The sequence below is a fragment of the Herbidospora daliensis genome, assembly GCF_001570585.1.
GTDB classification, from domain to species: Bacteria; Actinomycetota; Actinomycetes; order Streptosporangiales; family Streptosporangiaceae; genus Herbidospora; species Herbidospora daliensis.
Window position 1 is genome coordinate 674,588 of record NZ_BBXF01000003.1, and the last position, 24,458, is coordinate 699,045.

Here is a 24,458-nt window from a genome sequence, read left to right on the forward strand (position 1 = left end):
CATTCCGGTGCAGGTCACCTTATAGGCGACAAGCAGGAAAAGGTCCTCACAAATTGGACTCGGCACCTGGACTCGGCACATGGAGGAGCCGTGGACCTCCCGGCGGCGCCCGGGAGACCCACGGCCCAGCTTTTCGGGTTACGGGTAGGAGACCACCTTCGCGGGGATGGTCGCCGTGCCCTGGGCGGGTCCGCCGGTCGTGTTGATCACGTGGTTGATGATCCCGTTGCCGCCCAGCGAGACCGCCAGCAGGCTGTGGAACTTCACCGTGGACCTGATCGGCACCTCGAAGACCCGGTCGACCTGGATGGTCGGGTCGACGTTGAAGTAGCAGTAGGCGCCCATGCCCCAGCCCTCGTGGACCTGGACGTTGTCGCCCACCTTGTAGGCGGCCCAGCCCTTGACCGAGCCGTTCATGTAGGCGGCCTGGTTCGGCGGGTCGTACGCCTTCTCGTTCTGGAAGAAGATCGTCCGGCCGCGCTCGCCGTACCACTCGACGTCGTACTTGCGGTAGTGCTCGACGAACAGGCCGGTGGCCAGGACGTCGTCACCGTTCACGATCAGGCCGGTCTCGGCGGTGTTGACGTTCCAGCCGATGCCCTCGCCGTGGTCGCCGCGCCAGAGCCACGTGTGGTCGATGATCACGTCGTCGCTGTTGACGATGACGCTGACCTCGGCGTTGCCGGCGAAGGCGCCGCCGATGCGGACGAACACGTCCGACAGGGTGGTCGGGTTGGCGCTGTGGTCGGCCGAGGAGCCGGGCGGGCCGACCTCGATGAGCACCGGCGACTTCTGCGGTCCGGCGTCGATCAGGAAGCCCGCCAGGCGCACGCCGTCGACGTCGGCGACCTTCATCGCCACCGCGGCGTTCTCGGGGATGATCGTCGCCAGGCCGAGGCCCAGCACGACCGTGTTGGCCCGGTCGATGTTGATCGGGGCGCTGGTGCGGTAGATGCCCGGGGTCAGCAGCAGGTGCAGGCCCTGGGCGAGCGCCGCGTTGATGCGGGCGGCCGAGTCGCCGGGCTTGGCGACGTAGAACTGCGACAGCGGGAGCGAGGTGCCGGGGGTGGCGCCGTTCGCCCAGCTCTGGCCGCGCGCGTTGGTGCGGAGCGAGGGCACGAAGACGCGGTAGGCGCCGGAGCCGTCGACGTACAGGTAGGGCTTCTCCCGCGAGAGCGGGGTGTTCTGCAGCGTGGTGTAGACGGGCTCGGGGAAGCCGGTGGCCGGGGCGCCGTTGACGCCCGAGAACACCATGTTCCACACGCCGTTCAGCCAGCCGCCGATCGTGGAGTCACGGGTGTACCACTGCTGCTGCGAGTAGGGCCCGACGGTCCCGTCGATGCGCGAGTCGGCGATGTAGCCGCCCGACGCCCAGCCGTAGCCGGTCGGCGCGAGGTTCAGGTTGCCCTTGATCCACATGCGGCGGAACGGCGCGGCCTGCGAGACGGCCCACTGGTTGGTGCCGCCGGTCGGCTGCACCGACAGGTTCTCGGTGGAGCGCCAGAAGTTCTGCGTCGCGTTGCCGTTGAACCAGCCGGCGTCGACGGTGATGCCGCCGTTGATCGTGACGTCGCCGGGGTTCTGGCCGAGGCCGTAGATCGAGGTGTAGAACCCGACCTTGGCGTTCACGTTGTAGGTGCCCGGCTTGAACATGAACGCGTGGCGTCCGGTGCCGAACTGGGCCGACTCCTGCTGCGTGAACACCGAGTCGAGCTGGCTCTGGATGGTCGCGGCCGGGGTCGAGGGGTCGTAGACGTGGACGTTCGGGCCCAGGTCGCCGCCGCCCGTGATCGGGCCGCCCGGGTCGCCCGGGTCGACGGGGCCGCTGCCGGTGTAGACCGCCATCTCCCAGAGTGAGTAGCCGTAGCCGGTGCCGCGGGCGGTGCCGTACATGCGGATGTAGCGGCCGTTGCCGGTCACGGTGTGCGACTGCACGCCGCCGGTCGCCCCGGTCACCGTCTTCAAGGTGGTCCAGCTGGTGCCGTTGGTCGACGACTGGAGCTGGAATGAGGAGGCGTAGGCGGCCTCCCAGCGCAGGTCGATCTTGCAGACGTCCACGGCGGAACCGAGGTCGACCTGGACCCACTGCGGGTCGCTCGCCGCGCTCGACCAGCGGGTTCCGGTGTTGCCGTCGACCGCGGCCGAGGCCGGGAAGCCGGCGCCCTGGAGCGAGGAGGCGGTGGCGGTCTTGTTGAGCGCCGCGTTGGTGGTGCCGCAGGTGCCGCCGGAGGAGCCGTCCGGCCCGAAGACCTGGAACTCCCACAGCGAGTAGCCCCAGCCGGTGGCCCGGGTGACGCCCTGCATCCGGACATACCGATAGGTACCGCTCACGGACAGGGTGTCGGTGCCTCCGTCACCTCCGGTGACGCTCTGCAGATCCGTCCAGGAGGTGCCGTTGGCCGAACCCTGGATCTTGTACGCGCTCCCGTAGGCCCCCTCCCAGAGGAGGGTCACCTTGTTGATCGCCTGGGCCGACCCGAGGTCGACCTGCAGCCACTGGTCGTTGGTGTAGAGGCTCGACCAGCGGGTGCCGGTGTTGCCGTCGACGGCCGCCGAGGCGGGCGTGCCGCCGTTCTCGGCGGAGGAGGACGTCGCCGTCTTGCCCTGAGACAACAAGACGTCGGCGAAGGCGGGATTGGCCGGTAAGGCGATCAGCGTGGCGGCGGCGACCACCGACGCGGTGCCCAAGGCGACGAGCCTGGACAGACCTCTCATGCGTGTTCTCCACAGTGAAGGGGGGTGTGAAGGGTCTTTCTCAATGCCTTATTTCGATCCTTGATTTAACTTAACGGGAACATGGACGTCAAGGGGTAGCCTGTGGCGGTGACGACCTTCAACCCTGAATTGCCCGACGACGTCCGTGAGGTCCGCGAGTGGGTGCACGCCTTCGCCCGCGACGTCGTCCGCCCAGCTGGGAGCCTGTGGGACGACCGTGAGGAGACCCCGTGGCCGGTGCTCCAGGAGGCGGCCAAGATCGGCCTCTATTCGATGGATTTCTTCGCGACCCAGTGGTTCGAGGACAGCGGTCTGGGGTTGCCGGTCGCCTTCGAGGAACTGTTCTGGGGCGACGCCGGAATCGGCCTCTCCCTGACGGCGACGGGCCTGGCCGCCGCCGCGTTGTCGGCCAACGGAACCGACGAACAGGTCGGGACCTGGTTGCCGGTCATGTTCGGCACCCCTGACGACGTGGCGGTGGGAGCGTTCTGCGCCTCGGAACCGGACGCGGGCTCCGACGTGGGAGCGATCCGCACGTCGGCCACCCGCCTGCCGTCGGGCGATTTCCGGCTGAACGGGACCAAGACGTGGGTGTCGAACGGCGGCATCGCCGCCGTCCACATCGTGGTGGCGACCGTCGACCCGTCACTGGGCGCGCGCGGGCAGATGACCTTCGTCGTGCCCCCCGGAACCCCCGGCTTCTCCCAGGGCCAGAAGTTCCGCAAGCACGGCATCAGGGCCTCCCACACCGCCGAGGTGGTCTTGGACGATGTGGTGCTGCCCGCCTCGTGCCTGCTGGGCGGGGTCGACAAGATGGAGGAACGCCTGGCGCGGGCCCGCTCGGGCCAGAGCTCGGGCGGCCAGGCCGCGCTGCGGACCTTCGAGGCCACCCGCCCGGTCGTCGCGTCGATGGCCGTCGGGATCGCACGGGCGGCCTTCGAATACGCGCGCGACTACGCGCGCGAGCGGCGGCAGTTCGGCCGGGCCATCGGCGAGAACCAGGCCGTCGCGTTCCTGCTGGCCGACATGGCGACCCGGATCGAGGTGGCCCGCCTGCTGACGTGGAAGGCGGCCTGGATGGGCCGGCAGGGGGCCGGGTTCTCCCAGGCCGAGGGGTCGATGTCGAAACTGGTGGCGGGGGAGACGGCGGTGTGGGTGACCGAGCAGGCGATTCAGGTGCTGGGCGGGGCGGGCTACACGCGCGACCACCCGGTGGAGCGCTTCCACCGGGACGCGAAGATCTTCACCATCTTCGAGGGGACGTCGGAGATCCAGCGCCTGATCATCTCCCGAGCGGTCACCGGCCTCCAGGTCCGATGAACGACGTGCGCCTCCGAGGGGCTGGTGCGCTTCACCGCCGAACTCGACGTGGCCTGGCGCTACGACGGCGAGTTCGGGGGGATCTCCGACTGCTGCGCGCTGACCGTGGCCGGGCAGGACGCAAGGGCCTGCTACTACGCCGACTTCCGCGTCATCCGGGTGCGCGACGGGGTGACCACCGGCTGGCCTAAAACCGGTCGAATCCGGGCAGCCGGCGCTGCGATCATCCCGTATGCGGATCAGCGTGTACGACCTGTTCGACGACGTCGTCCCGGAGAGCCGGCTCTGGGAGCTCACCGCCGAAGAGTGGATCGATCTCGACGCGTCGATGCGTTCCGGCTACCGCCGGCAGGTGCCGCGTCGCGTCATGCTGATGGCGCGTCCCGCCCACGTCCTGCTGATGGCGTGCAGCAGTCGGGGTGAGTTCCGGGAGCGGGCGATTCCGCAGCTCGCGCGCCATCCGGTCCTGTGGCCGCTGCTGGTCGTCCGGGCCCTCGACTGGGCCGGGCCGGTGCGCGACTACGCCCGGCACATCCTCCTCAACGTCGCGACGCGGCCCGAGGCGGCGCGGCGCATGATTCCGACCGCCGTGCGGCTGCGCGGCAGGCGGGGCGGGGCCGATCTGCTCGACCTGCTCCACCCGGTGATCCCCTTGGACCGGCACGCCGACTTCGACGGGGCGACGATGCGGTTCGTCGTCGAGGAGCTGATCCGGCGAGGCGACGTCGAGGCCGTGCGCACACTGCATGAGCGGATGACCGCGCCGGGGGCGCTGCTGCGCGCGGCGGCGTACCTGATCGAGCGGAGCGACCCCGAGCCGTTTCTCGGGTCGCCGTTCGCCCCGATCAGGGCGCGGGCGCTGGTGCTGGCGCCGCATCGGGGCGGTGAGTTCCTCGGCGACCGGTCGAAGATCGTCCGGCTGACGGCCCAGGGGCTCGTCAGGCGGGCGGGGGGTGATCCCGCGCCCTGGTATCGCGCCCGGCTGGGGAGCGCCGTCTCGATCCTGGGGCTGGGGGAGAGCGGCGGGCCCGCCGACGCGGAGCTGGTCGTGCCGTTCCTGCGGGATCCGCGGGCGCGGGTGCGGGCCGCCGCCGTCACCGCCCTGCGGGTGTGGGGACGGCACGACGACGTCGCCGCGCTGGTGCGCGACCCGTCGCCCCGGGTGGTGCGGCAGGTGGTGCAGAGCCTGCGGGCCGCCGGGGCCGCGCCGGACTTCGGGCTGCTCGACCGGGCCGGCCCGCCGCACGTGCGGCGGGCCGGGCACCGCCTGCTCGCCGCCGCCGATCCGTGGACGCGGCTCAAGGCCGACCTGCTGCTGCTCGACGACCCCGACCTGGGGGCGGGCGCGGCGGCGGACCTGCGGGTGTGGTGCGAGCGGGTGCTGGTCAGGCTCTACCGGCCGTGCCCGGAACCGTTGCGGGAGGAACTGGCCGGGCTCCTCGCGAAAGCGCCGGAGGAGATCCGGGCGCGGGCGGGCTGGGTGCTCAGGTAGCGACCCGGCCGGCCAGCCGTTCGTAGCGCTGTTTGGCCGCCTGGGGCGAGCCGAGGCCCAGCGAGGTGGCGATCTCCTGCCAGGTCAGGCCGCGCCCCCGGGCGATCAGCAGCAGGCTCGCCTCCAGCTGGTCCATCTCTCCCCTGACGAGCGGCATCAAGGTCAGGGCCGCCGACAGGTCGGAGGTGTCGACTTCCGGTTCGCCGTCGTCAGGGGCGGCGGAACCGGCGGCCAGCATGGTCACGAGGCGGACCGCCTCGTGGGGGCCGAGGACCGTCGGGTGGACCTGACGGGCGCGCTGGGCTTCGGTCGCGGCGTGGCGGGTGGCGATGTGGGTGAGGGATGCGTACACGTCCACCAGCATGGCTCTTTCAACGAAACGTTGTCAACAGAATGTTGAAACATCGGATCGTTATCCTATTCAGGGGTGCATGATCCACTAGGGCCGTGTTACAAAATCCTCGATCGCTTCCGCGGACATCTGTCCGGGCGGCCGAGACGGGTGGCACCCCGTCTGGTCGTCCGGCCGCGCCGTGGCCGAGAGCACCGGGTTCCGCGTCCGCGGGGCCTCATCGGACGTGATCCCTGACACGGCAACATGCGCGGCGGCGCGCGCCTTGCCTGACGAGACCCCTCACTCGTTCAGGAAAGGACCCCATGTCCCCACGTCTCCGGCGATGGGCCACGCTCTTGTCGGCGGCGGCGCTGACGATCACGGGCACCGTGGTCGTCTCCGCCCCGGCCCAGGCCGTCGACATCCCCGCGGCCGACTACCAGCAGGTCCCGCTGGCCGTCGGCAGCGCGAAGCTCGGCGAGGCCATGTCCCTGGCCGTCCTCCCGAACCGGAACGTCGTGCACACCGCGCGCGACGGCTGGGTGCGGGTCACCACCCCGGCCGGCATCACCAAGAACGCGGGCAAGCTGAACGTCTACACCCACGACGAGGAAGGTCTCCAGGGGGTGGCGGCCGACCCGGCCTTCGCCACCAACCGGTGGATCTACCTCTTCTACTCGCCCCGGCTCGACACGCCCACGGGCGACGCGCCCAAGGAGGGCACGCCGGAGCAGTTCGAGGCGTGGAAGGGGCACCTGAACCTGTCGCGGTTCACCCTCAACGCCGACGACACCCTTGACCTGGCCAGCGAGAAGGTGATCCTCGAGGTCCCGAACGACCGGGGGCAGTGCTGCCACGTCGGCGGCGACATCGACTTCGACGCCGAGGGCAACCTCTACCTGACCACGGGCGACGACACCAACCCGTTCGAGTCGGACGCGTACACCCCCATCGACGAGCGCACCACCCGCAACCCGCAGTTCGACGCGCAGCGCTCCTCGGGCAACACCAACGACCTGCGCGGCAAGGTGCTGCGCATCACGCCGAAGGCCGACGGGACGTACACCATCCCCGAAGGGAACATGTTCGCCCCGGGCACCGCGGGCACCCGGCCCGAGATCTACGCCATGGGCTTCCGCAACCCGTTCCGGATGAGCGTCGACAAGGCGACCGGCATCGTCTACCTGGGCGACTACGGCCCGGACGCCGGCGGGCCGAGCGCCAGCCGGGGCCCCGCCGGGCAGGTCGAGTTCAACCGGGTGACCGGGCCCGGCAACTACGGCTGGCCCTACTGCACCGGGACCAACACGAGCAACGAGGTGTACAACGAGTACACCTTCCCGAGCGGCCCCTCCGGCGCGAAGTACGACTGCGCGAACGGCCCCGCGAACAACTCCTTCCGCAACACCGGCCTGGCGACCCTGCCCCCGGCCGTGCCCGCGTGGATCAAGTACGGCTTCGAGGGCTCCCCGACGGAGTTCGGCGGCGGCTCCGAGTCGCCGATGGGCGGCCCGGTCTACCGCTACGACGCCGGCCTGGAGTCGAACGTCAAGTTCCCGCAGTCGCTCGACGGCCGGTTCTTCGCCGGTGAGCTCGGCCGCAAGTGGATCAAGGCGATCGAGGTGAAGGCCGACGGCTCGCGCGGCGAGATCGCGCCCTTCCCGTGGACCGGCCAGCAGGTCATGGACATGGCCTTCGGCCCCGACGGCGCCCTCTACGTGCTCGACTACGGCAGCGGCGCCGGCGACCAGGCGATCTACCGCATCGACTACCTGGCCAACAGCAACCGCAGCCCGGTCGCCCGCATCGTCACCGACCGCATCTCCGGCGTCGACCCGCTGACCGTGAAGTTCACCGGCGACACCTCCTCCGACCCCGAGGGCAGCGCGCTCACCTACGCGTGGGACTTCGGCGACGGCGGCACTTCGACCGAGGCCAACCCGACCCACACCTTCGAGGACGAGGGCGTCTTCGACGTCGTGCTGACCGTGACCGACCCCGACGGCGCGACCGGCAGCACCAACGTCTCGATCCACTCCGGCAACACCCTGCCGACCGTCACCCTGAAGTCGCCCGTCGCGGGCGCCCTGTTCGACTTCGGCGACACGATCCCGTTCGAGATCGAGGTCACCGACCCCGAAGACGGCGACGTCGACTGCGGCCGGGTCGAGCTCGACTACGCGCTCGGCCACGACCAGCACGCCCACCTGATCACCTCGCGGACCGGCTGCACCGGCACGATCGTGGTGCCCAAGGACGGCGAGCACGACGCGGCGGCCAACCTCTACGGCGTCTTCACCGCCCGCTACGTCGACGAGGGCGGCCTGGAGAACACCCAGACCGTCACCCTCCAGCCCAAGCACCGCCAGGCCGAGCACGCCCACACCCTTCAGGGCGTGCAGGTCACCACGCCGGGCGGATCGGAGGGCGGCCGGGCCATCGGCCACACCGACAACAACGACTGGATCTCCTTCGAGCCGTACGCCCTCGGCAACGCCACCAAGATCACCGTACGGACCGCCTCGGGCGGCGTCGGCGGCACGATCGAGGTGCGCGCGGGCTCCCCGACCGGCACCCTGCTCGGCACGGTCGCCGCGCCGAAGACCGCCGGATGGGGCGACTTCGTCGTCAACACCGGCGACCTGACCAACGCGCCCGCCGGGACGACCAAGCTCTACCTCGTCTTCAAGGGCCCGGCCGGCGCCCTGTTCGACCTCGACTGGTTCGACTTCACCACCACCGGCGAACTCGACGCCACCACGGTCGAGGGCGAGGCGTTCACCTCGACGTTCGGCGTCCAGGACGCGCCGCACGGCAACGCCAGCGGCGGCAAGGCGGCCGGCTACACCGACCCGGGCGACTGGGCCGGCTACGCGCCGATCAACCTGACCGGCGCGACCACCTTCACCGCCCGCATCGCCTCCGGCGGCCCCGGGGGCACGTTGTCGATCCGGCACGGCTCGCAGACCGGCCCGCTCCTGGGCACGATCACGGTCGCCAACACCGGCGGCTGGGAGGACTACGTCGACCTGTCGACGCGGCTCACCAACGTGCCGGCCGGGAACGGGCAGCTCTTCCTCGTCTTCGACGGGCCGTCCGGCCGGGGCGCGCTGTTCGACGTCGACTACTGGACCCTCGTCAGGGAGCCGATCCCCGACGACAAGGTCCTGGTGTTCTCCAAGACGGCCGGGTTCCGGCACGGCTCGATCGGCGTCGGCCTCCAGGCCCTCACCCAGCTCGGCCAGGCCAACGGGTTCGAGGTCGTCAACTCCGAGGACGGCGGCGACTTCACCGCCGAGACCCTGTCGCAGTTCAAGGCGGTGGTCTTCCTCAGCACCACCGGCGACGTGCTGACCGACCCGCAGCAGGCCGCCTTCGAGGACTACGTCGACGGCGGCGGCGGCTACATGGGCGTCCACGCGGCGGCCGACACCGAATACGGCTGGTCCTACTACGGCGGCCTGGTCGGCGCCTACTTCAAGGGCCACCCGGCCACCCAGCCCGCCACGGTCGTCACCGAGGACCACGACCACCCGGCGACCGCGCACCTGGCGGACGAGTGGACGCGTACCGACGAGTGGTACAACTACCGCACCAACCCGCGCGGCTCCGTGCACGTCCTGCAGACGCTCGACGAGAGCAGCTACCAGGGCGGCGACATGGGCGCCGACCACCCCATCACCTGGTGCAAGACCCAGGGCGAGGGCCGCTCGTTCTACACCGGCCTCGGCCACACCGACGAGTCCTACGCCGAACCGGCCTTCCGGCAGCTGCTGCTCGGCGGGCTCGAATACGCCATGGGCCGCGAGGAGGCCGACTGCTCGGCCGACGCGACCGGCCCCGCGGTCTCGGCCGCCACCACCCCGGCCGCCCCCGACGGCGCGAACGGCTGGTTCGTCTCCACCGTGACCGTGACGATCACCGCCGACGACCCCTCGGGCGTCGACACGACCGAGTACCGCCTCGACGGCGGCGCGTGGACGGCGTACACGACCCCGATCGGCATCGCCGCCGACGGCCCGCACACCGTCGAATACAGGGCCACCGACGGCTCGGGCAACACCACGACCGGCACGCTCCAGGTCGCCAAGGACGCCACCGCGCCGCTCACGGCCGCCCAGTTCGCCCCGGCGAACGACGACGGCTGGCACAACGGCGGCGTCCCGGTCACCCTGTCGGCGGCCGACCCCGCCTCCGGCGTCGCCAAGACGGAGTACTCCCTCGACGGGGGCGCGTGGACCGCGTACACCGGACCGGTCACCGTCACCGGCGAGGGCACGCACGACCTGACCTACCGCTCCACCGACAAGGCCGGGAACGCCGAGACCGTCAAGGCCGCGGTCGTCCGCATCGACGGCAGCCGCCCGACGATCCTCATCTCCGGCCTCGCCGACGGCCAGATCTACGGCGACAGCCAGGACCTGCGCATGAACTGGCAGGCCGTGGACGCCACCTCCGGCGTCAAGACCCTGGTCGGTGAGCTCGACGGCACGGCCATCCAGCCGAACCAACTGCGTCCCCTGTACGAACTCGCGCTGCGCACCCACACGCTGAAGGTCACCGCGACCGACAAGGCGGGCAACCAGTCCGTCGAGACCGTCGTCTTCGGCGTCACCACCTCGACCAGGGACCTCGCCAACCTGATCGACCGCTTCACCGCCACCGGCCGCCTCACCCAGAGCCAGGCCGGCGACCTGCACAAGGAACTGACCAGGGCCCGCAAGGCCGAGGCCGACGCCGACGACGCCAAGACGATCAGGGCGCTGACCGACTTCAAGGACGAGGTCGCCGCCACCGACGCCGAAGCGGAGATCCGCGACGTGCTCACCCGCGACGCCGACGCCGTCATCGCCCGCCTCGGCGGCCAGCCGACCGGCAGCGCCTGCACCGCCACCTACCGCGTCACCCAGTCGTGGAACGGCGGCTTCGGCGGCGAGGTCACCGTGAAGAACACCGGCGGCAAGAAGCTGACCGGCTGGACCGTGACCTGGACCTGGCCCAGCGGCCAGACCGTCACCAAACTCTGGAACGGCACCCACACCCAGACGGGCGCCGACGTGACCGTCGGCAACGCCGCCTACAACGGCGCCCTGGCCGTCAACGCGCAGACGACCTTCGGCTTCAACGGGTCGTACCCGACGCTCAACACCGCCCCCGAGCCGACCTGCACGGCGGCCTGACCCCCTGACCGCCCGGCCTCCTCACCACCCCCCGCGGGGAGGCCGGGCCCTGGGGGGTGTACGCCCCGGCATGCCGGGCACGGGCCAGTCATGGCCGAAAAGCGTGGCATAGACGGAGAAAGCGAGATCGTCGCCGAACGATCGGGCGCCGACACCGAAACCCCCGACCACCCGATCCTCCGCGACCCCGAACCACTGGAGGAGACCGACGAGGGGCCGGACGCGGAAGACTCCGACATGCCCGAACCCGAACCCGAGGTCGGCCCCACATCATGATCTTGTGAAAGGCGAGCTGCCCGTCGACGGTTGCGCGACCAGCCCGTCGAGCCACTTCTCCGTTCGACTCCATCGTCAACGGCGGCCGCGACTTGGGCCAGGAACACGCGAGCTCCGCGGCGAGCCGCAGGCTCTCTTCTGCGAGCCCGTCCGCACCACACGCGGCCGGAACCAGCACACTGTCCTCGACCTCCGCGACGGCGGGCACGACCTGATCCCGCGCCCGCGCCCACAGTGCTTCGACGATCTCCTCGATGGTGGGCGGCGCGTCGAGGCCCAGCCGTGACTGCCCAGCCAGCCGCCGGCAGGCGTAGGGGAAGATCTCCGCGTGCCGGGCGAACGGGACGGTCTCCGGCATCTCGAAGCGGGTGAGCCGCTGGTCGAGCCCTGCACGAGCGGCCCGACCCGCCGCAGCAGCCGCAACGACCGCCAGACGGAGAAGCCGGGAAACATCCCGGCCCAGTCCCGGGTGACCTGCCCGGCGGTGGCCTTCACTGCCACTCCGCCAGCAGGTGGAAGTCGGGATGGACCAGCCACGAGGCCAGGAACTCCGCGTCGCCCACGTGCGAATACCGGATGTCTCCGCCGTGCATCGCATAACCGACCTCGTGGACGACGCCCCCGATCGACGCCACGAACGGCCGCACGGCCAGCATCCGCCGCCGGAAGTCGCCGGGCGCCCCGTCGGACACCCAGGGACGCGGTCCGAGCAGCCCGTCGAAGTCGACCAGCGCGTCGAGGCGGCGGGCCAGATCGAGGGCCGCCCTGCCGAGACGGGCCTCGTCCTCGCTCCACATCATGAGCTCCGCCACGGGCACCCTCGGCACCTGGGAGTAGTCGTCGCCGGGATCGGGCTCCCACGGACCGACCTCCATGTGGACGCCGGGCGGCGGCTCCGTCAGGGCGGGCGGCGCGAACAACCACAGGGTCAGTCCGGCGGCCATCACGCCACTACGGCGAGCAGCGTCGTCGCCGCGTCCGTCAGTTCCGCATCGCCGCTGACCACGGCCCTCCGGCGGCCCTCCTCCACGGTGATCCCCCTGCTGGCGAGCCGCCAGAACGTGTCATGGTCCATGGACACCTCGGCGGCCGGATCGCCCGCGCCCATGCGCCACCGGCCCGCCCGCCACACCGCCGACCACTCCCGCCCGCCGACCCGCAGCACCACGGACGTGCCCTCCGCCCGCACCAGACCGCGCAGCGCGAAGGGCAGCGCCCGCGCGAACGTGTCGGCGACCGGACCGGCGAGCTCCTCGCCGATTGCCCCCGGTCGGGAGACCGCGTCGCGGAGCTGCTGCTGGTGCACCCAGAACTCGGTGTACTCGCGCGCCACGTCGAGCCACGCCGGGCTCGGCACATCGGTCGCCGCCCACGAGACGTCCAGGTCGGCGGGGGCGTCGAGGTCCTTGCCCGCCCAGTACGCGTCGAGCTGGACCCCCAGGTGCCGGATCTGGTCGACCAGGACGGCGGGGGAGAAGGCCCGCGCCGCCCGCACGAACTCGTCGTTCACCCGCGCCAGGAAGTCCGGCAGCGTCTCGCCGTCGAGGAAGCCGTTTCCGCGATGGCCGTCGCGGCTGCCGGACAACCGCCGGGCGTAGTCGTGCACGACGTGGGCGACGACGTCGTGCACGTCCCAGCCGGGGCAGCCGGTCGGCCGGGTCCAGTCGTCCGGGGACAGTCCGCCGAGCAGGTCGAGGAGTGCCCGCCGCTCCACGGGAAAGAGGTGGCGCACGTCGACCGGGTCCCCGAAGATCGTCATTCGGCCACCTCCCGGACCGGCAGGATGATCGCCGACGGGTGGCCCGGGTCGTGGAAGACCCGCTGGTCGGCTGTCCGCAGCGTCGTGGCGGTGGCGCGCGGTTCGCCCGTTCCCGGGTTGCGGTCGTAGCGGGGGAAGGCGCCGCTGGAGACCTGGACGCGGAGGCGGTGCCCGCGCCGGAACAGGTACGCCGTCGGCCAGAGGCGGACCTCCACCGCCGTCTCCCGGTCGGCGTCGGCGACGCCGGTCAGGCCGTCGCACACGTTGGTCGAGCGGCCGTCCGGGCCGACGTCGCACAACCGGACGAACACGTCGGCGTGCGGGAGGCTGGAGCGGAAGTGGATCTCGGCGCGCACGTCGCCGACGACCTCGACGTCGTCGTCCAGCGGCGGGGTGGTGTAGGTCAGCACGTCGGCGCGGGCTTCCAGATCGGTGTTGTCGACGGGGCCCGACGTCACGCCGAAGGCCATCCGGACGCCGCCCACCGCCGGGGTCGGGTCGGCGGGGTCGTAGCGGTAGCCGTCGGGGGCCGATTCGTCTGGCGGGTCGGTCGACAGCCGCCCGCCTGCGTGGAGGTGGAAGCGCCGGTCGGCGTAGCCCGGCGGGGGCCATGACGGGAAGTCGCGCCAGTTCTCCTCGCCCATGACGTACAGGCGGACCGGGGCGCGCTCGGCCGGGGTCTCGCCCCGGGCCAGGGGCAGGGCGAACTCCAGGGCCTCGGTGGCCATGGCCGCCATGGCGTCGGGGGAGCTGTGCGTCCAGGGGCCGACCGTGAGGCGGGCGTCCGGGAGAGCGCGGAAGTCGCGGAGCTGGCCGGGGAGGAAGATGTCGTACCAGCCGCCGACCGTGCTCACCGGCACGCCGCAGCCCGCCACCCGGTGCCGGTGGTCGGCCGGCCGCCAGAACGGGCTGTCGGTGTCGTGGACGAGGATGTCCTGGAGGTAGTCGCTGCGGTGGCCCAGCGCGGCGGTGTCGGCGCGGTTCAGGGGGAGGGTGCGCAGCGCCCGCTGGAGGCGGCGGCCGCCGAGCAGCATCCGCAGCAGGAAGAACGGCCGTTCCTGTACGCCCACCATGACGCCCCACGAGAACGGCGTCTCCAGCGAGAAGCCGTCGCGGCGCAGGAACTCCAGGGTGAGCGCCGACTCGGTGACCCCGGGCACGAGGGCCTTGACCTGCGGCGGCAGCGAGTCGGCCACGGCCCACTGGGTGAATCCGAGGTAACTCATGCCGTACAGGACCATCGACTCGCCGAACCACGGCTGCCCGGCCACCCACTCGACGGTGTCGAGGCCGTCGTCGCGCTCCCGCCGCAGGGGGTCGAAGTCGCCGCCCGAACCGAACGTGCCTCTGGTGCTCTGGACGACCGCCTGGAAGCCGCCCCTGACCAGCGGATCGACGAGCTGGCGGCCGGTCCGCCGCCCGTAGGGGGTGCGCACCAGCACGACCGGCCGGCCGTCGCCGTTCGGGGGCGCCCAGCGGTCGGCCAGCAGGACGGTCCCGTCGCGCATCGGCACGCGCAGGTCACGCTCGATCGGCTTCATCGGCCACCCCCGTGTTCTTCGGTGAACCAGCGTCGCAGCCGGTCGAAGATCGCGTCCAGCGCGCCGTTGCCGAGACCGCTCTCCAGGGTGCCCTCGCAGAAGCGCTCGCCCCGGATATAGGCGGTGGCCAGCCGGGCGGCGTCGGCGACCGGCGCGCCGGCCAGCCCCCGGCCCTCGGGATGGAGCGGAGTGTCCCGGCTCCACGTGCCCCAGTCGAACGGCACGACCACGTCGAGCTCCGCCAGCAGCCGCACGACCTGCCAGAACCCTTCGGTGTAGCGCGGGTAGGGCAGCTGGTGCTCGGGGGTCTCCCAGGTGACGGCGCGGTCGGCGGGCGTGAGCGCGTCGACGGCGGCGAACAGCCGCCGCCACCGTTGCGCCGGATGCGCCGCCAGCCCGGCGGCGATGTTCTCGTCACTGGTCACGACCTCGGTGAAGGCCGTCCGTACCTCGGGCGTGAACGTCACGAACCGGACCTCCTCGACGCCGGTCGGCGCAGCCCGCAGCGCCCGGACCGCGATCGCGGCGGCGTCGCCGGGCGGCCAGCCGCCGGCCCCGGTGGAGATCGCCGGGAACGCCACGCTCCCGGCCCCCAGCTCGCCGGCGATGCGCAGGCTCTCCCGGTAGCAGGAGGCCAGCAGCGCCGAGCGGTCCTCGCCGGCCGACCACACCGGCCCGGCGGTGTGGATCACCCACCGCGCCCGCAGCTCGCCGCCGGTGGTGGCGACCGCCCGTCCGAAAGGCAGTCCGTTCCTGTACGCGGACGCGCGCAGCGCCCGGCACTCCGCCAGGACGGCCGGGTCGCCACGCCGATGGACCGCGCCGCCCAGCAGCGACGGATCGGTCGCGTTCACGATGGCGTCGGCGTGCTGGGTGGTGATATCGCCGTGGACGACGAGCATCCGCATCCCCGCAGTCTGCCTCAGCGCAGCGGCAACGCCGAGAAGTCGTGGTCACGCCACAACGACCGCGAGGTCTCCTCCGGATAGGCCACGACCGCCGACGGCGTGCCGAAGACCTGGGTGAGCCGCTCTTCGTTCGTGTACGCGGCCCAGCCGGGGTCGCCGTGGGCGGCGAAACCCGTCCACGCCCCCCGCATCCGCGCGGAGAGGGCCACCGCCTCCGGCGACGGCTCGCCGATCAGCATGGCCGTCTGCCCGCTGGTCAGGTTGCCGAACACGAGCGGCACGTCGAGCCCGTGACAGGCCCCGAGCACGCCGCCCATGCCGGGCGCGCCCCAGGCCAGCTCGAACAGATGCGCCCGCCCGCCGCCCGCGACCTGCGCCTCGGCCAGCCGCACGCTCGGCATGCGGAACAACCAGTCGGCGTTCACCAGCTCGTACACCTCCTCGTCGGAGGCCCCCGGAAACGCCTCGCGGTAGCGGGCGTGCGGCGCGAGCACCCGCAGCGCCGTGTCGGCCTGCTCGCGGGTGACCTGGCCGAGCACGCCGTCGATCAGGCTGAACAGCCGGTGCTCGTCGCGGGTGTGCCCGGCGAGCAGCGCGACGTCACGCCCCGCGCCGCGCGCGAGCGCCTCCCACGGCGTCGAGGGCAGCACCTCGCCGTCGACGACCGGCGCGAACGGGATCGGCCGATGCGTGATCACCCCCCACTCACCCATGTTGGCGAAGACCGCGTCGCCCACCGCGGGCATCAGGTCGGGCGGCACCTCCGCCATCCCGCCGACCGTCGGCGCGACCCCCGCCTCGGCCGCGAACGCCGCGCCGATGTCCTCGGCGAGCTCGGGGGAGAAGAACGTGCCCGGCACACTCTGCGCGATGGCTCGCCGGAACAACCCGGCGGCCTTCGGCATGGCGAGCAGCGCGGCGACCGACCCGCCGCCCGCCGACTCCCCGAACACCGTCACCTTGGCGGGATCGCCGCCGAAGGCGCGGATCTCGTCCCGCACCCACTCCAGCGCCGCGACCTGGTCGAGCAGCCCCCGGTTGGCCGGAGCACCCTCGATGTGCGCGAACCCCTCGACGCCGTGCCGGTAGTTGACCGTGACGACGACCGTCCCGGTCGAGGCCAGGTGCGCGGCGTCGTATTCGGGCAGGCCGGAGTGGCCCATGGCGTAACCCCCGCCCGGGATCCACACCATGACGGGGAGCTCCCCGTTGGTGTCCGGGGTCCAGACGTTGAGCGTCAGCCAGTCGTCGCCGATGTCGTTGGACGTCCCCAGCACGCCCGACTGCGGAGGCGGCGGCCCGAAAACGAGAGCGGGACGCGTGCCCTCCCAGCTCCTTGTGGGCCGCGGCGCCTGGAACCGCAGGGCGCCGACGGGCGGCTCGGCGAACCGGACCCTGCGGAAGACGGCCAGGCCCGCTTCCCTGACGCCGCGCAGGAGACCGGCGGTGGTGCTGACTGTGGACGGTTCGCTGAAGACCATGCGGCCGACCCTGCCAACAGGCGGGGAACCCGGGCAAAACATTTAGGGCCACTTCGGCTAGCTTGCGGAGCATGAGACTGTTCAGCCGGGCGGGCAGAGGAGCCGTCAAGGTGCTGTCGCCCGCCGACCTCGATCGGCTGACCCAGGCGGCGACCGATAGGAACTGGAGCGGCCGGGGCCGTCCCGACTGGGTGGCCGCGCATCGCGCCCAGATCACCGAGATCTACCTGACGTACCTCACCGAAGACCAGCCGAAGGTGTTCCGCTGCTCGACGACGGTTCTCCTCCACGACGGCGGCGGCGGGCACTTCTCCCTCGACATCGCCAAGGCCGACTTCGCCCGGCTGCGGGACGCGCGCACCAAGACCGTGATCGACCTCGCGCACATCCCTCTGGACGCCGCCCAGCAGGAGGAGTGGGACCGCGCCTATCCGAGGTGAGACCGGGCGTCCCGCCAGGCGGCGCACACCTGACGAATTCGGGCCGGGAGCGGATCTCGATTCTGGGATCCACCCCCGGCCGCGTGTGCATGGCCGGTTAGACGATGGTGCAGTTCGCGCCGTTGAGGGTGAAGGCGGCTGGTTTGGCGGCGTTACCGGTGTGGTTGGCCTGGAAGCCGATGTCGATGGAGGCACCTGGTGGGAGGGAGCCGTTGTAGTTGACGTTTCGAGCGGTGACCTGGCCACTGGAGGGGCTGTAGGTGGCGTTCCAGCCGCCGGTGATGCTCTGCCCGCCGGGGAGGGTGAAGACCAGGGACCAGCCGTTGACACCGGCATTTCCGGTGTTGGTGATGGTGAGATTCTCGGTCAGGCCGTTGTTCCAAGCGTTGACCGTCGCGGTGACACGGCAGGCGGACGATCCGCCGGGTGACGGAGACGGTGTCGGAGACGGCGAGGCCGGGGGCTCGGTCGGGCCGCTGAACTGGGTGAAGAAGTTCCAGACGACGCCCGGGACCCAGGTGCGTGAGCCGCTGTCGCCGCCGGCGCCGTCCTGCGGGGCCGCGATGTGGCCTCCGTCGAAGGCGGCCCAGACGACCGGGTAGCCGCTGCGGCAGCCGGAGTAGGTGGTGACGCGGTGGGTGAGGCTGCCCGCGGACGGCTCCGGCGGATTCTGGGCGGTGCAGCCGTTGTTCGTCACGAATCGATTGCGCAGGGAACGGCCGGAGGCGATGTTGTCACCGATGCCGTGCACGCCCAGGTAGGCCACCGGCTGGGTGCCGCCGCTGCAGCCGCTGAGGGTGCCGGGGGAGGACTGCACCGCGACGGCGCGGAAGATGTTCGGGCGGGCGCAGGCCAGGGCGAAGCTCATGGCGCCGCCGTAGCTGAAGCCGACGGCGAAGCGCTGTGTGGTCTCCACGCACAGGTCGGACTCGATGCGGCGGAGCATGTCGTCGACGAAGACGAGGTCTTCGCCGCCGGAGTTGGCCCAGCCGTTGCCGATGCCCTGCGGGGCCACGAAGATGGTGCTGTTGTTCGACAGCCGCAGCAGCCCGTAGTACGACCAGACATCGCGTTGCACGGTCTGGCCGGTGGCCACGTCGGTGGCGGTGCCGCCCCACCAGTGGAAGCCGAAGACGATCCGGTAGGCGCGGTTACGGTCGTAGTTGTCGGGGATCCGCACGATGTAGCTGCGGGTTTTGCCGCCGCTCTGGATGGTGTTGGTGCCGTTGACCAGCGTGGGGGCCTTGCCGCAGCCGGCGGTCGACGCCAGCAGGGCGCTGGAGGCGGCGGACGCGCTGCTGCTCAGCACAGCGGGGATCGTGGTCAGCACGAGAACCGCCGCCAAGGCGATGGCGGTGAAGAAGGACGTGCGCACGGACATCACGCGGCTCCTTCCGGCATTCGATGTTGCGCAGGAACGGACAGGGAAACCATGTACTGCTCCTTGGTCAGGGGGAGCGTTCACAGGACTGCCCCGTGAGCCGGCGTACGCCGGCAGGGGCCGGTGGCGGACCTCGCGGGAGCAAATGGGACGCGGTCAGCTCGCGCTCAGGTTGAATCCTTCGATCAGATCACGGTGCAGGGCACGCCGTTGAGGGTGAAGGCGCCCGGCTCCGCGGTGTTGCCGGTGTGGGTGGCCTGGAAGCCGACGTCGATGGTCGCGCCCGGGGCCAGCGTGGCGTTGTGGCCGACGTTGACCGCGCTGACCTGGCCGCTTGAGGGCGAGTAGGTCGCGTTCCAGCCCGACGTGATCGTCTGCCCCGACGGCAGGGTGAAGACCAGCGTCCAGCCGTTGACGGCCGAGGTGCCGTTGTTGGTGATGCTGATGTTGGCGGTGAAGCCGTTGTTCCAGGCGTTCATCGTGTACGCCACCCGGAACTGCCCGCCGCCCCCACTCGGCGAAGGCGACGGCGTCGGAGTCGGGGTCGGTGAGGGGAGCGGGCCCGCAGTGGTGACGAAGGTCGTGATGCTGCGGGCGGGCAGTGAGACCGTCAGGGAGCCGTTCGTCATGGCCGTCGTGCCCTGGGGGGCGACGGTGCGGTTGGCGTCGGTGACCCAGGAGGAGGCGCCGGTGGCCGAGCTCCCGGCGATGGTGAATTGCTGGCTCACCGCTGAGGTGTTCTTGTTGATGGCCACGATGACGACGGTGCCGCCGCTGCGGTAGGCCGACACGTAGACGTTGGAGGCCGGGTTGGCGGTCGCGCCGATGCGGACGTAGCCGGGGCGGACGAAGCGGGAGTAGTGGGCCATCATCGCGCCGCGTTTGCTGACCGTGCCGTCTTCGCGCATGGGGCCGTAGCCGCGGCGGATGTACCACCAGACGTACATCTGGAACTCGGCGTCGACCATGGCGCGGTGGATGTGCTCCCCGACGTCGAGCGCTTGGGGCCACAGGTCGGCCGAGTCGCTGCTGTTGGGGTGGTAGACCTCGGTCATCCACAGCTCTTTGCCCGCGCCGCGCTGCTGGAACAGGGGGTAGGGGAAGTTGGCGTAGGAGGTGCCGTACAGGTGGGCGCCGATGATGTCGACGTTCGCCAGGGCGGTGGCGTCGTTCAGGATCGGGTCGGACATGCTCTTGACGTACTGGAAGGATTCGGGGGCGATGACGCGGGTGCTGATGGAGCCGGCGTTCTCGCGCAGGAAGCGCAGCATCTCGGTGGAGGTCCACCATGTCCAGTCGTGGGCGTAGTCGGGTTCGTTCTGCACCGAGATGGCGTACAGGTTCACGCCGTTGTTGCGCAGGTGGGTGGTGAAGTCGTTCAGGTGCTGGGCGTAGGCGGCATACGCGTTGTAGCGCAGGCGTTTGGCGTTGGTCTGGCTGCCGCGCGTGAACGTCTCGATCATGGAGGCGGGCGGGTTCCACGGCGAGGCGAACACCAGCACCCCGAGTTCGGCCGCGCGCCGGGCGGTGGCCAGGTCGCGGCTGAAGTCGGCGGAGCTTTCCGGGACGGGGATGCGCAGGACCGAGAAGCCCAGGCGGCCCTCGCCGGTGCCGAACGCGGTCTCGCGCTGGGCCGAGGTCAGGTCGCCGATCCAGGCGGCGTGGGCCATGCCGCCGTATCCGCGGATCGTCTGCCGCTGCGTTGAGGGGTCGATGACCGCGGTGGCGGCCGCCGCCTCCGACGCCCCGACGACGGTCGCGGCCGCCGTGATGACCGGCAGGGTTCCCATCGTGGTCAGCACGGCTCTGCGGCTCAGCAGGCTCCGTCGGCCGTTCTCGGGCTCGTTCTGATCGTCCATCGTCACGTCTCCGGCGTCGCGCTGGTTCTGTTTCTCTCACCTGAGCGCCCCGTCACGATGAGCGTCAAACAGCAGCCGAGCCGACCGGTCGCCAAGCTGTGCGGATGGCGAGGACGGGCTGAAAATTTCACGAAAATAAGCGGGTTACAGGGCGAAAATCAGTCTCGCGGTACCGCCGTGCTGCCCCGGACCATCAGTTCGGTGCCCAGTTCCACCCGCCGCTGCGGCAACTGCTCTCCCGAAGCCAGCTTGACCAGCATCTCGGTGGCCGCCGCCCCCATCTCGGCCAGGGGCTGGCGGACGGTGGTGAGGGGCGGATTGACCCACTTCCACGGAGCCATGTCGTCGAACCCGACCACGCTGAGATCGTCGGGGATGCGCAGGCCGAGCTCGTGGGCGGCCCGGTAGACGCCGATCGCCATCCCGTCGTTGGCCGTGAAGATCGCGGTCGGGGGGTCGGCCAGGTCCATCAGGTGATGGGTCTGCACCACCCCGTCCTCGATGTTGAACGACCCCGGGCGGATCAGTGCGGGATCGGCCGGAAGCCCGGCCGCGTCCAAGGCCGCGCGGTAACCGTCGAGGCGGGCCCGGCCGGAGAAGGCGAACTCGGGGCCGGTGATCATGGCGATCCGGCGGTGGCCCAGTTCGAGCAGGTGACGGGTGGCCTCCAGGCCGCCGCTCCAGTTGGTCGCCCCGACCGACGGCACCCCCCGGCCGGGATCCCCGGCCGGATCGAGCACCACCAGGGGCATGTCACGCGTCGCCAGCAGGACACGCTGCTCCTCGGTCGGGCCGGAGAACACCGTGATGACGCCGGCCGGACGACGGCCCAGCACATCCTTGATCCAGCGCTGCCCCGGCACGTGCTGACCGGAGAGTTCAGAGACGATCACGTTCATGCCGTGGTATCCGGCCACGTCCTTGACGCCCTTGATGATCTCTATCGGATATTCGCCGGCCAGCTCGTGGAAAACGACCTCGACCAGGCCCGCCGGCTTGATGCGACGGCGCTGCCGCCGCAGCCCCCGCTCCCGGATGAGCCCTTCGACCAGCGCCCGGGTCTCCGAGCCGACCTCGGAACGGCCGTTGACGACCTTGGAGACGGTCGCGACCGACACACCCGCCAACTCGGCGATCTCGGCGAGGGTCAGCGCTTCGGCAGGAGCGAGATCAACCTGAGGGGCATCTTCAATCGACGTCATGCCGGAAGTTTACGGGCATACTTTCGGCCGAAAAATGGCTTCGTTTCCGCTGTTCTCTGCGCTGAACGCGCGCGGAGGGCCGATATCCGTCCGAACGCGGTTCTGAAAACTATCGAAATTTGTCGGAAAGATTTCACTGACCAGGCGTGCTGGTCGCTCGCGGCGAGTCGGAGCATCTTCGAAAATTCTCCTGAAGTAAGACCGAAACCAATGGTTGCCAACAGGTAACTTCTGTGAAATTTTCACATGCGCGGGCAGAGTGACGCGATCTCCACCCGGGCGAACACCCAGGCCGGCACCGCGTTCACGACCACCCCCAGGTCAGTGAGGGCGGCGACTCGTTGACCCTGACTGGACCGTCGGATGTACTCCGCGACAACGCACCACCCCGAAGGAGCGCCCTGGAGACCTGAGATCAGAAATGTTTGCGATAACAGTGCGCTCCGAGGCTCTGCCTTCCGACCCCTTCAAGGAAGCGGCATGCTCCCACCTGCGATCCCGACCATCGCTTTCTCGGTCCGACGAACCCGCGCCGTCCCTGACATCGCGGTCCTCGGGACGGGCGTTTTGACGGTTGCTGCTCCGTTGATCTCGGCTGCCGCCGCCAGGCCGAGCGGATACTTCGGCGCGGTGTACCTGATGAAGCCGGACGCCGCCGAACCGCGCCAGCGTCACCACCCGGTCGCGGGGGAGACACGGTGGATTCCGGCGCCGGCCGGCCGGTCCGGGACCGGCACCGGGATGTCCATCGTCTCTCTCAGGAACGGCGCGCCGATGGCGGCGACCATCAGCGCGGCGACCTCACCCCCACCGACGCCGACCGCATCGTGGACCACGCGATCAGCCGGGGCCTGGAGATCCACGGCCGCGCCCCGTTCCGGCAGGCGCGGTATCCGTGCGCTTCGAGCCTGCGCAGCAGGATGATCAACGGCTCGATCCCGGCCGGAGACACGGCCACGCCCTTCGCCTTCACCCTCGACGAGACCACCCGCTCCCGCGTCTGATCTTCCGCCCCGGCAATCGTGCACATCAGTAGAAAGGGATTACCTGTGACCCTGAGCCGCAGGCAGTTCGGCAAGACCGCCCTGACGACGGCCGCCCTCGCGACCGCCGGCGTGGCCGGCTTCCCCCGCGCCGCGTGGGCGGCCAACACCGCCTACGTCTTCGCCTACTTCACCGAGACCCCCAACCAGTCGGCCTCCAACTACGGCCTCCACCTGGCCGTCAGCCGCGACGGCCTCAACTGGTCGCCCCTCAACCAGAACAACCCCGTCGCCACCCCCACCGCCGGGCAGCAGGGGCTACGGGACCCGCAGGTCTACCGCAAGGTCGACGGCACCTTCGTGGTCGTCGCCACCGACCTCAAGGGTCTCAACTTCGGCACCACCAGCCAGTATCTGCACGTCTGGGACTCGGTCGACCTGACGAACTTCACGGGTTACCGCCGCCTGCGCATGCACACCACCAGCGGCCACACCTGGGCCCCCACCGTCTTCCGCGACAACTCGCGCGGCCAGTACGGCATCGTCTACTCGTTCAACACCGGCGGCCGCGACATCCTCGCGGTCAACTACACCAGCGACTTCCAGACGGTCAGCGCCCAGCAGACCTTCTGGAATCCCAGCTTCAACGTCCTGGACGGCGACATCGTCGTCGACGGCGCGACCACGTACCTCTATTACAAGAACCTCAACGACGGGAACCTCTACGGCGCGCGTTCGTCGACCGGCCAGCCGAACAGCTTCACGACCTACACCAGCGGCATCCGGATGGGCAACGCGATCGAGGCGCCGCTGCTGCTGAAGACCAACGAGGGCGGCTGGCGGCTCTGGGGCGACTCGTTCAGCCCGGTCAACAACGACTACTACCTGTGGACGTCGTCGAACATCGGCGCCAACTCCTGGACCGCCGCCAACCAGCGCGACTACACCCCGCCGCTGAACTCCAAGCACGGCTCGATCGCCGGCATCACCGACGCCGAGTACAACGCGCTGGTCTCCCGGTGGGGGCTGCCGAGCTGGGTGCGGCTCAAGTCGTACAACTTCCCCGACTACTTCGTCCGGCACGCCAACCGTGTCGGTCGCATCGACCCCTACCCCTTCGACCCGCACCGCGAGCAGCTGTGGCGCATGGTGCCCGGCCTGGCCGATTCCAACGGCGTCTCCTTCGAAGCGATCACCGCGCCGGGCAACTTCCTGCGGCACAACAACTACGCGATCCGGCTCGACCCCAACGACAACACGGCGACGTTCCGCGCCGACGCGACCTTCCACCGGGTTCCCGGCCTCGCCGACGGCAACTGGACGTCGTTCCGGTCGCACAACTTCCCGACCTATCACCTGCGGCACCAGGGCTATGTGCTGCGCATCGACCCGGTCAGCGCCTCCTCCAGCGCGGCGGACCGCCAGGACGCGACCTTCCGCATTAGGTCATGAGTCGAATGTTATCGCTAACAGTGTGCCGTCGAAGCTGACGCCGGTCAGCCCATGAACTGGTCCCGGCCGCGTCGAGGGGGGAGCGCTCAGCGCGGCCGGGACCCCTCCACATCCATCTTCACCGCCCGAAAGGGG

The 24,458-nt window shown here is 70.6% G+C and carries 17 protein-coding genes; 7 read left to right on the forward strand and 10 right to left on the reverse strand.

What is annotated here, in order from left to right; translation table 11 throughout:
- Nucleotides 1-138: 138 nt before the first annotated feature.
- The gene (locus tag AW274_RS18260; protein ID WP_062433515.1) at nt 139-2,715 is read right to left on the reverse strand and encodes a discoidin domain-containing protein; all 2,577 of its coding nucleotides are present in this window, start codon (nt 2,713-2,715) and stop codon (nt 139-141) included.
- 108 nt (nt 2,716-2,823) lie between these two features.
- Here AW274_RS18260 and AW274_RS18265 point away from each other — a divergent pair, with 108 nt between their 5' ends.
- Entirely contained in the window at nt 2,824-4,035 is a 1,212-nt protein-coding gene (locus tag AW274_RS18265) for an acyl-CoA dehydrogenase family protein (protein ID WP_062434645.1), read from the forward strand.
- Nucleotides 4,036-4,267: 232 nt separating this feature from the next.
- Nucleotides 4,268-5,527, forward strand: coding sequence for a hypothetical protein (locus AW274_RS18270; RefSeq protein ID WP_062433518.1), 1,260 nt, complete (start codon nt 4,268-4,270; stop codon nt 5,525-5,527).
- Here AW274_RS18270 and AW274_RS18275 read toward each other — a convergent pair.
- Complete coding sequence (locus AW274_RS18275) at nt 5,520-5,879, reverse strand: DNA-binding protein (RefSeq protein WP_198169270.1); 360 nt, start codon at nt 5,877-5,879, stop codon at nt 5,520-5,522. The genes AW274_RS18270 and AW274_RS18275 overlap by 8 nt on opposite strands.
- 305 nt (nt 5,880-6,184) lie before the next feature.
- Here AW274_RS18275 and AW274_RS18280 point away from each other — a divergent pair, with 305 nt between their 5' ends.
- Both AW274_RS18280 and AW274_RS18285 read left to right on the forward strand, forming a co-directional pair.
- The gene (locus tag AW274_RS18280) at nt 6,185-11,041 is read left to right on the forward strand and encodes a ThuA domain-containing protein (RefSeq protein WP_157520387.1); all 4,857 of its coding nucleotides are present in this window, start codon (nt 6,185-6,187) and stop codon (nt 11,039-11,041) included.
- Between the two features lie 90 nt (nt 11,042-11,131).
- Nucleotides 11,132-11,317, forward strand: coding sequence for a hypothetical protein (locus tag AW274_RS18285; RefSeq protein WP_062433524.1), 186 nt, complete (start codon nt 11,132-11,134; stop codon nt 11,315-11,317).
- A 491-nt stretch (nt 11,318-11,808) separates the two neighbouring features.
- Here the strand turns inward: AW274_RS18285 and AW274_RS18290 are convergent, their stop codons facing one another.
- Genes AW274_RS18290 through AW274_RS18310 form a run of 5 tightly spaced genes read right to left on the reverse strand, consistent with a single transcriptional unit; the run spans nt 11,809 to nt 17,006 of the window.
- The gene (locus AW274_RS18290; protein ID WP_157520390.1) at nt 11,809-12,261 is read right to left on the reverse strand and encodes a DUF6368 family protein; all 453 of its coding nucleotides are present in this window, start codon (nt 12,259-12,261) and stop codon (nt 11,809-11,811) included.
- Nucleotides 12,261-13,076 (reverse strand): maleylpyruvate isomerase family mycothiol-dependent enzyme, encoded by an 816-nt coding sequence (locus AW274_RS18295; protein ID WP_062433531.1) that lies wholly within the window; start codon nt 13,074-13,076, stop codon nt 12,261-12,263. Before AW274_RS18295 ends, AW274_RS18290 begins: the two co-directional genes overlap by 1 nt.
- Nucleotides 13,073-14,617: a CocE/NonD family hydrolase gene (locus AW274_RS18300; RefSeq protein WP_062433534.1), complete on the reverse strand. Its 1,545-nt coding sequence runs from the start codon at nt 14,615-14,617 to the stop codon at nt 13,073-13,075. Before AW274_RS18300 ends, AW274_RS18295 begins: the two co-directional genes overlap by 4 nt.
- Entirely contained in the window at nt 14,614-15,525 is a 912-nt protein-coding gene (locus AW274_RS42995) for an O-acetyl-ADP-ribose deacetylase (protein ID WP_083974443.1), read from the reverse strand. The genes AW274_RS18300 and AW274_RS42995 overlap by 4 nt, the downstream gene beginning before the upstream one ends.
- A gap of 14 nt (nt 15,526-15,539) precedes the next feature.
- Nucleotides 15,540-17,006: a carboxylesterase/lipase family protein gene (locus AW274_RS18310; RefSeq protein ID WP_062433537.1), complete on the reverse strand. Its 1,467-nt coding sequence runs from the start codon at nt 17,004-17,006 to the stop codon at nt 15,540-15,542.
- Nucleotides 17,007-17,077: 71 nt separating this feature from the next.
- Here AW274_RS18310 and AW274_RS18315 point away from each other — a divergent pair, with 71 nt between their 5' ends.
- Nucleotides 17,078-17,446 carry a hypothetical protein gene (locus tag AW274_RS18315; RefSeq protein WP_157520394.1) on the forward strand — a complete coding sequence of 123 codons (369 nt, stop codon included), beginning with the start codon at nt 17,078-17,080 and terminating at the stop codon, nt 17,444-17,446.
- Between the two features lie 97 nt (nt 17,447-17,543).
- On the opposite strand, the gene AW274_RS42025 is transcribed toward AW274_RS18315, so the two are convergent.
- The 3 genes from AW274_RS42025 to AW274_RS18330 form a co-directional block, all read right to left on the reverse strand.
- Complete coding sequence (locus tag AW274_RS42025) at nt 17,544-18,827, reverse strand: CE1 family esterase (RefSeq protein WP_062433542.1); 1,284 nt, start codon at nt 18,825-18,827, stop codon at nt 17,544-17,546.
- A 185-nt stretch (nt 18,828-19,012) separates the two neighbouring features.
- A complete protein-coding gene (gene xynC, locus AW274_RS18325) occupies nt 19,013-20,686 on the reverse strand; it encodes a glucuronoarabinoxylan endo-1,4-beta-xylanase XynC (protein WP_062433545.1) in 1,674 nt (557 codons plus the stop codon).
- Nucleotides 20,687-20,844: 158 nt separating this feature from the next.
- Complete coding sequence (locus AW274_RS18330; RefSeq protein ID WP_062433548.1) at nt 20,845-21,888, reverse strand: LacI family DNA-binding transcriptional regulator; 1,044 nt, start codon at nt 21,886-21,888, stop codon at nt 20,845-20,847.
- 698 nt (nt 21,889-22,586) lie between these two features.
- Between AW274_RS18330 and AW274_RS18335 the strand changes: the two genes are divergently transcribed.
- Together AW274_RS18335 and AW274_RS18340 are read left to right on the forward strand one after the other, a co-directional pair.
- The gene (locus tag AW274_RS18335; protein WP_062433551.1) at nt 22,587-22,892 is read left to right on the forward strand and encodes a hypothetical protein; all 306 of its coding nucleotides are present in this window, start codon (nt 22,587-22,589) and stop codon (nt 22,890-22,892) included.
- Between the two features lie 45 nt (nt 22,893-22,937).
- Nucleotides 22,938-24,323: a glycoside hydrolase family 43 protein gene (locus tag AW274_RS18340; protein ID WP_062433554.1), complete on the forward strand. Its 1,386-nt coding sequence runs from the start codon at nt 22,938-22,940 to the stop codon at nt 24,321-24,323.
- Nucleotides 24,324-24,458: the final 135 nt, after the last annotated feature.

Bases quoted from the DNA above. Each gene is read 5' to 3' on its own strand.
- AW274_RS18260 (WP_062433515.1), bottom strand. From the start codon at position 2,715: ATGAGAGGTCTGTCCAGGCTCGTCGCCTTGGGCACCGCGTCGGTGGTC.
- AW274_RS18270 (WP_062433518.1), top strand. From the start codon at position 4,268: ATGCGGATCAGCGTGTACGACCTGTTCGACGACGTCGTCCCGGAGAGC.
- AW274_RS18280 (WP_157520387.1), top strand. From the start codon at position 6,185: ATGTCCCCACGTCTCCGGCGATGGGCCACGCTCTTGTCGGCGGCGGCG.
- AW274_RS18285 (WP_062433524.1), top strand. From the start codon at position 11,132: ATGGCCGAAAAGCGTGGCATAGACGGAGAAAGCGAGATCGTCGCCGAA.
- AW274_RS18290 (WP_157520390.1), bottom strand. From the start codon at position 12,261: ATGGCCGCCGGACTGACCCTGTGGTTGTTCGCGCCGCCCGCCCTGACG.
- AW274_RS18295 (WP_062433531.1), bottom strand. From the start codon at position 13,076: ATGACGATCTTCGGGGACCCGGTCGACGTGCGCCACCTCTTTCCCGTG.
- AW274_RS18300 (WP_062433534.1), bottom strand. From the start codon at position 14,617: ATGAAGCCGATCGAGCGTGACCTGCGCGTGCCGATGCGCGACGGGACC.
- AW274_RS42995 (WP_083974443.1), bottom strand. From the start codon at position 15,525: ATGCGGATGCTCGTCGTCCACGGCGATATCACCACCCAGCACGCCGAC.
- AW274_RS18310 (WP_062433537.1), bottom strand. From the start codon at position 17,006: ATGGTCTTCAGCGAACCGTCCACAGTCAGCACCACCGCCGGTCTCCTG.
- AW274_RS18315 (WP_157520394.1), top strand. From the start codon at position 17,078: ATGAGACTGTTCAGCCGGGCGGGCAGAGGAGCCGTCAAGGTGCTGTCG.
- AW274_RS42025 (WP_062433542.1), bottom strand. From the start codon at position 18,827: ATGTCCGTGCGCACGTCCTTCTTCACCGCCATCGCCTTGGCGGCGGTT.
- xynC (WP_062433545.1), bottom strand. From the start codon at position 20,686: ATGGACGATCAGAACGAGCCCGAGAACGGCCGACGGAGCCTGCTGAGC.
- AW274_RS18330 (WP_062433548.1), bottom strand. From the start codon at position 21,888: ATGACGTCGATTGAAGATGCCCCTCAGGTTGATCTCGCTCCTGCCGAA.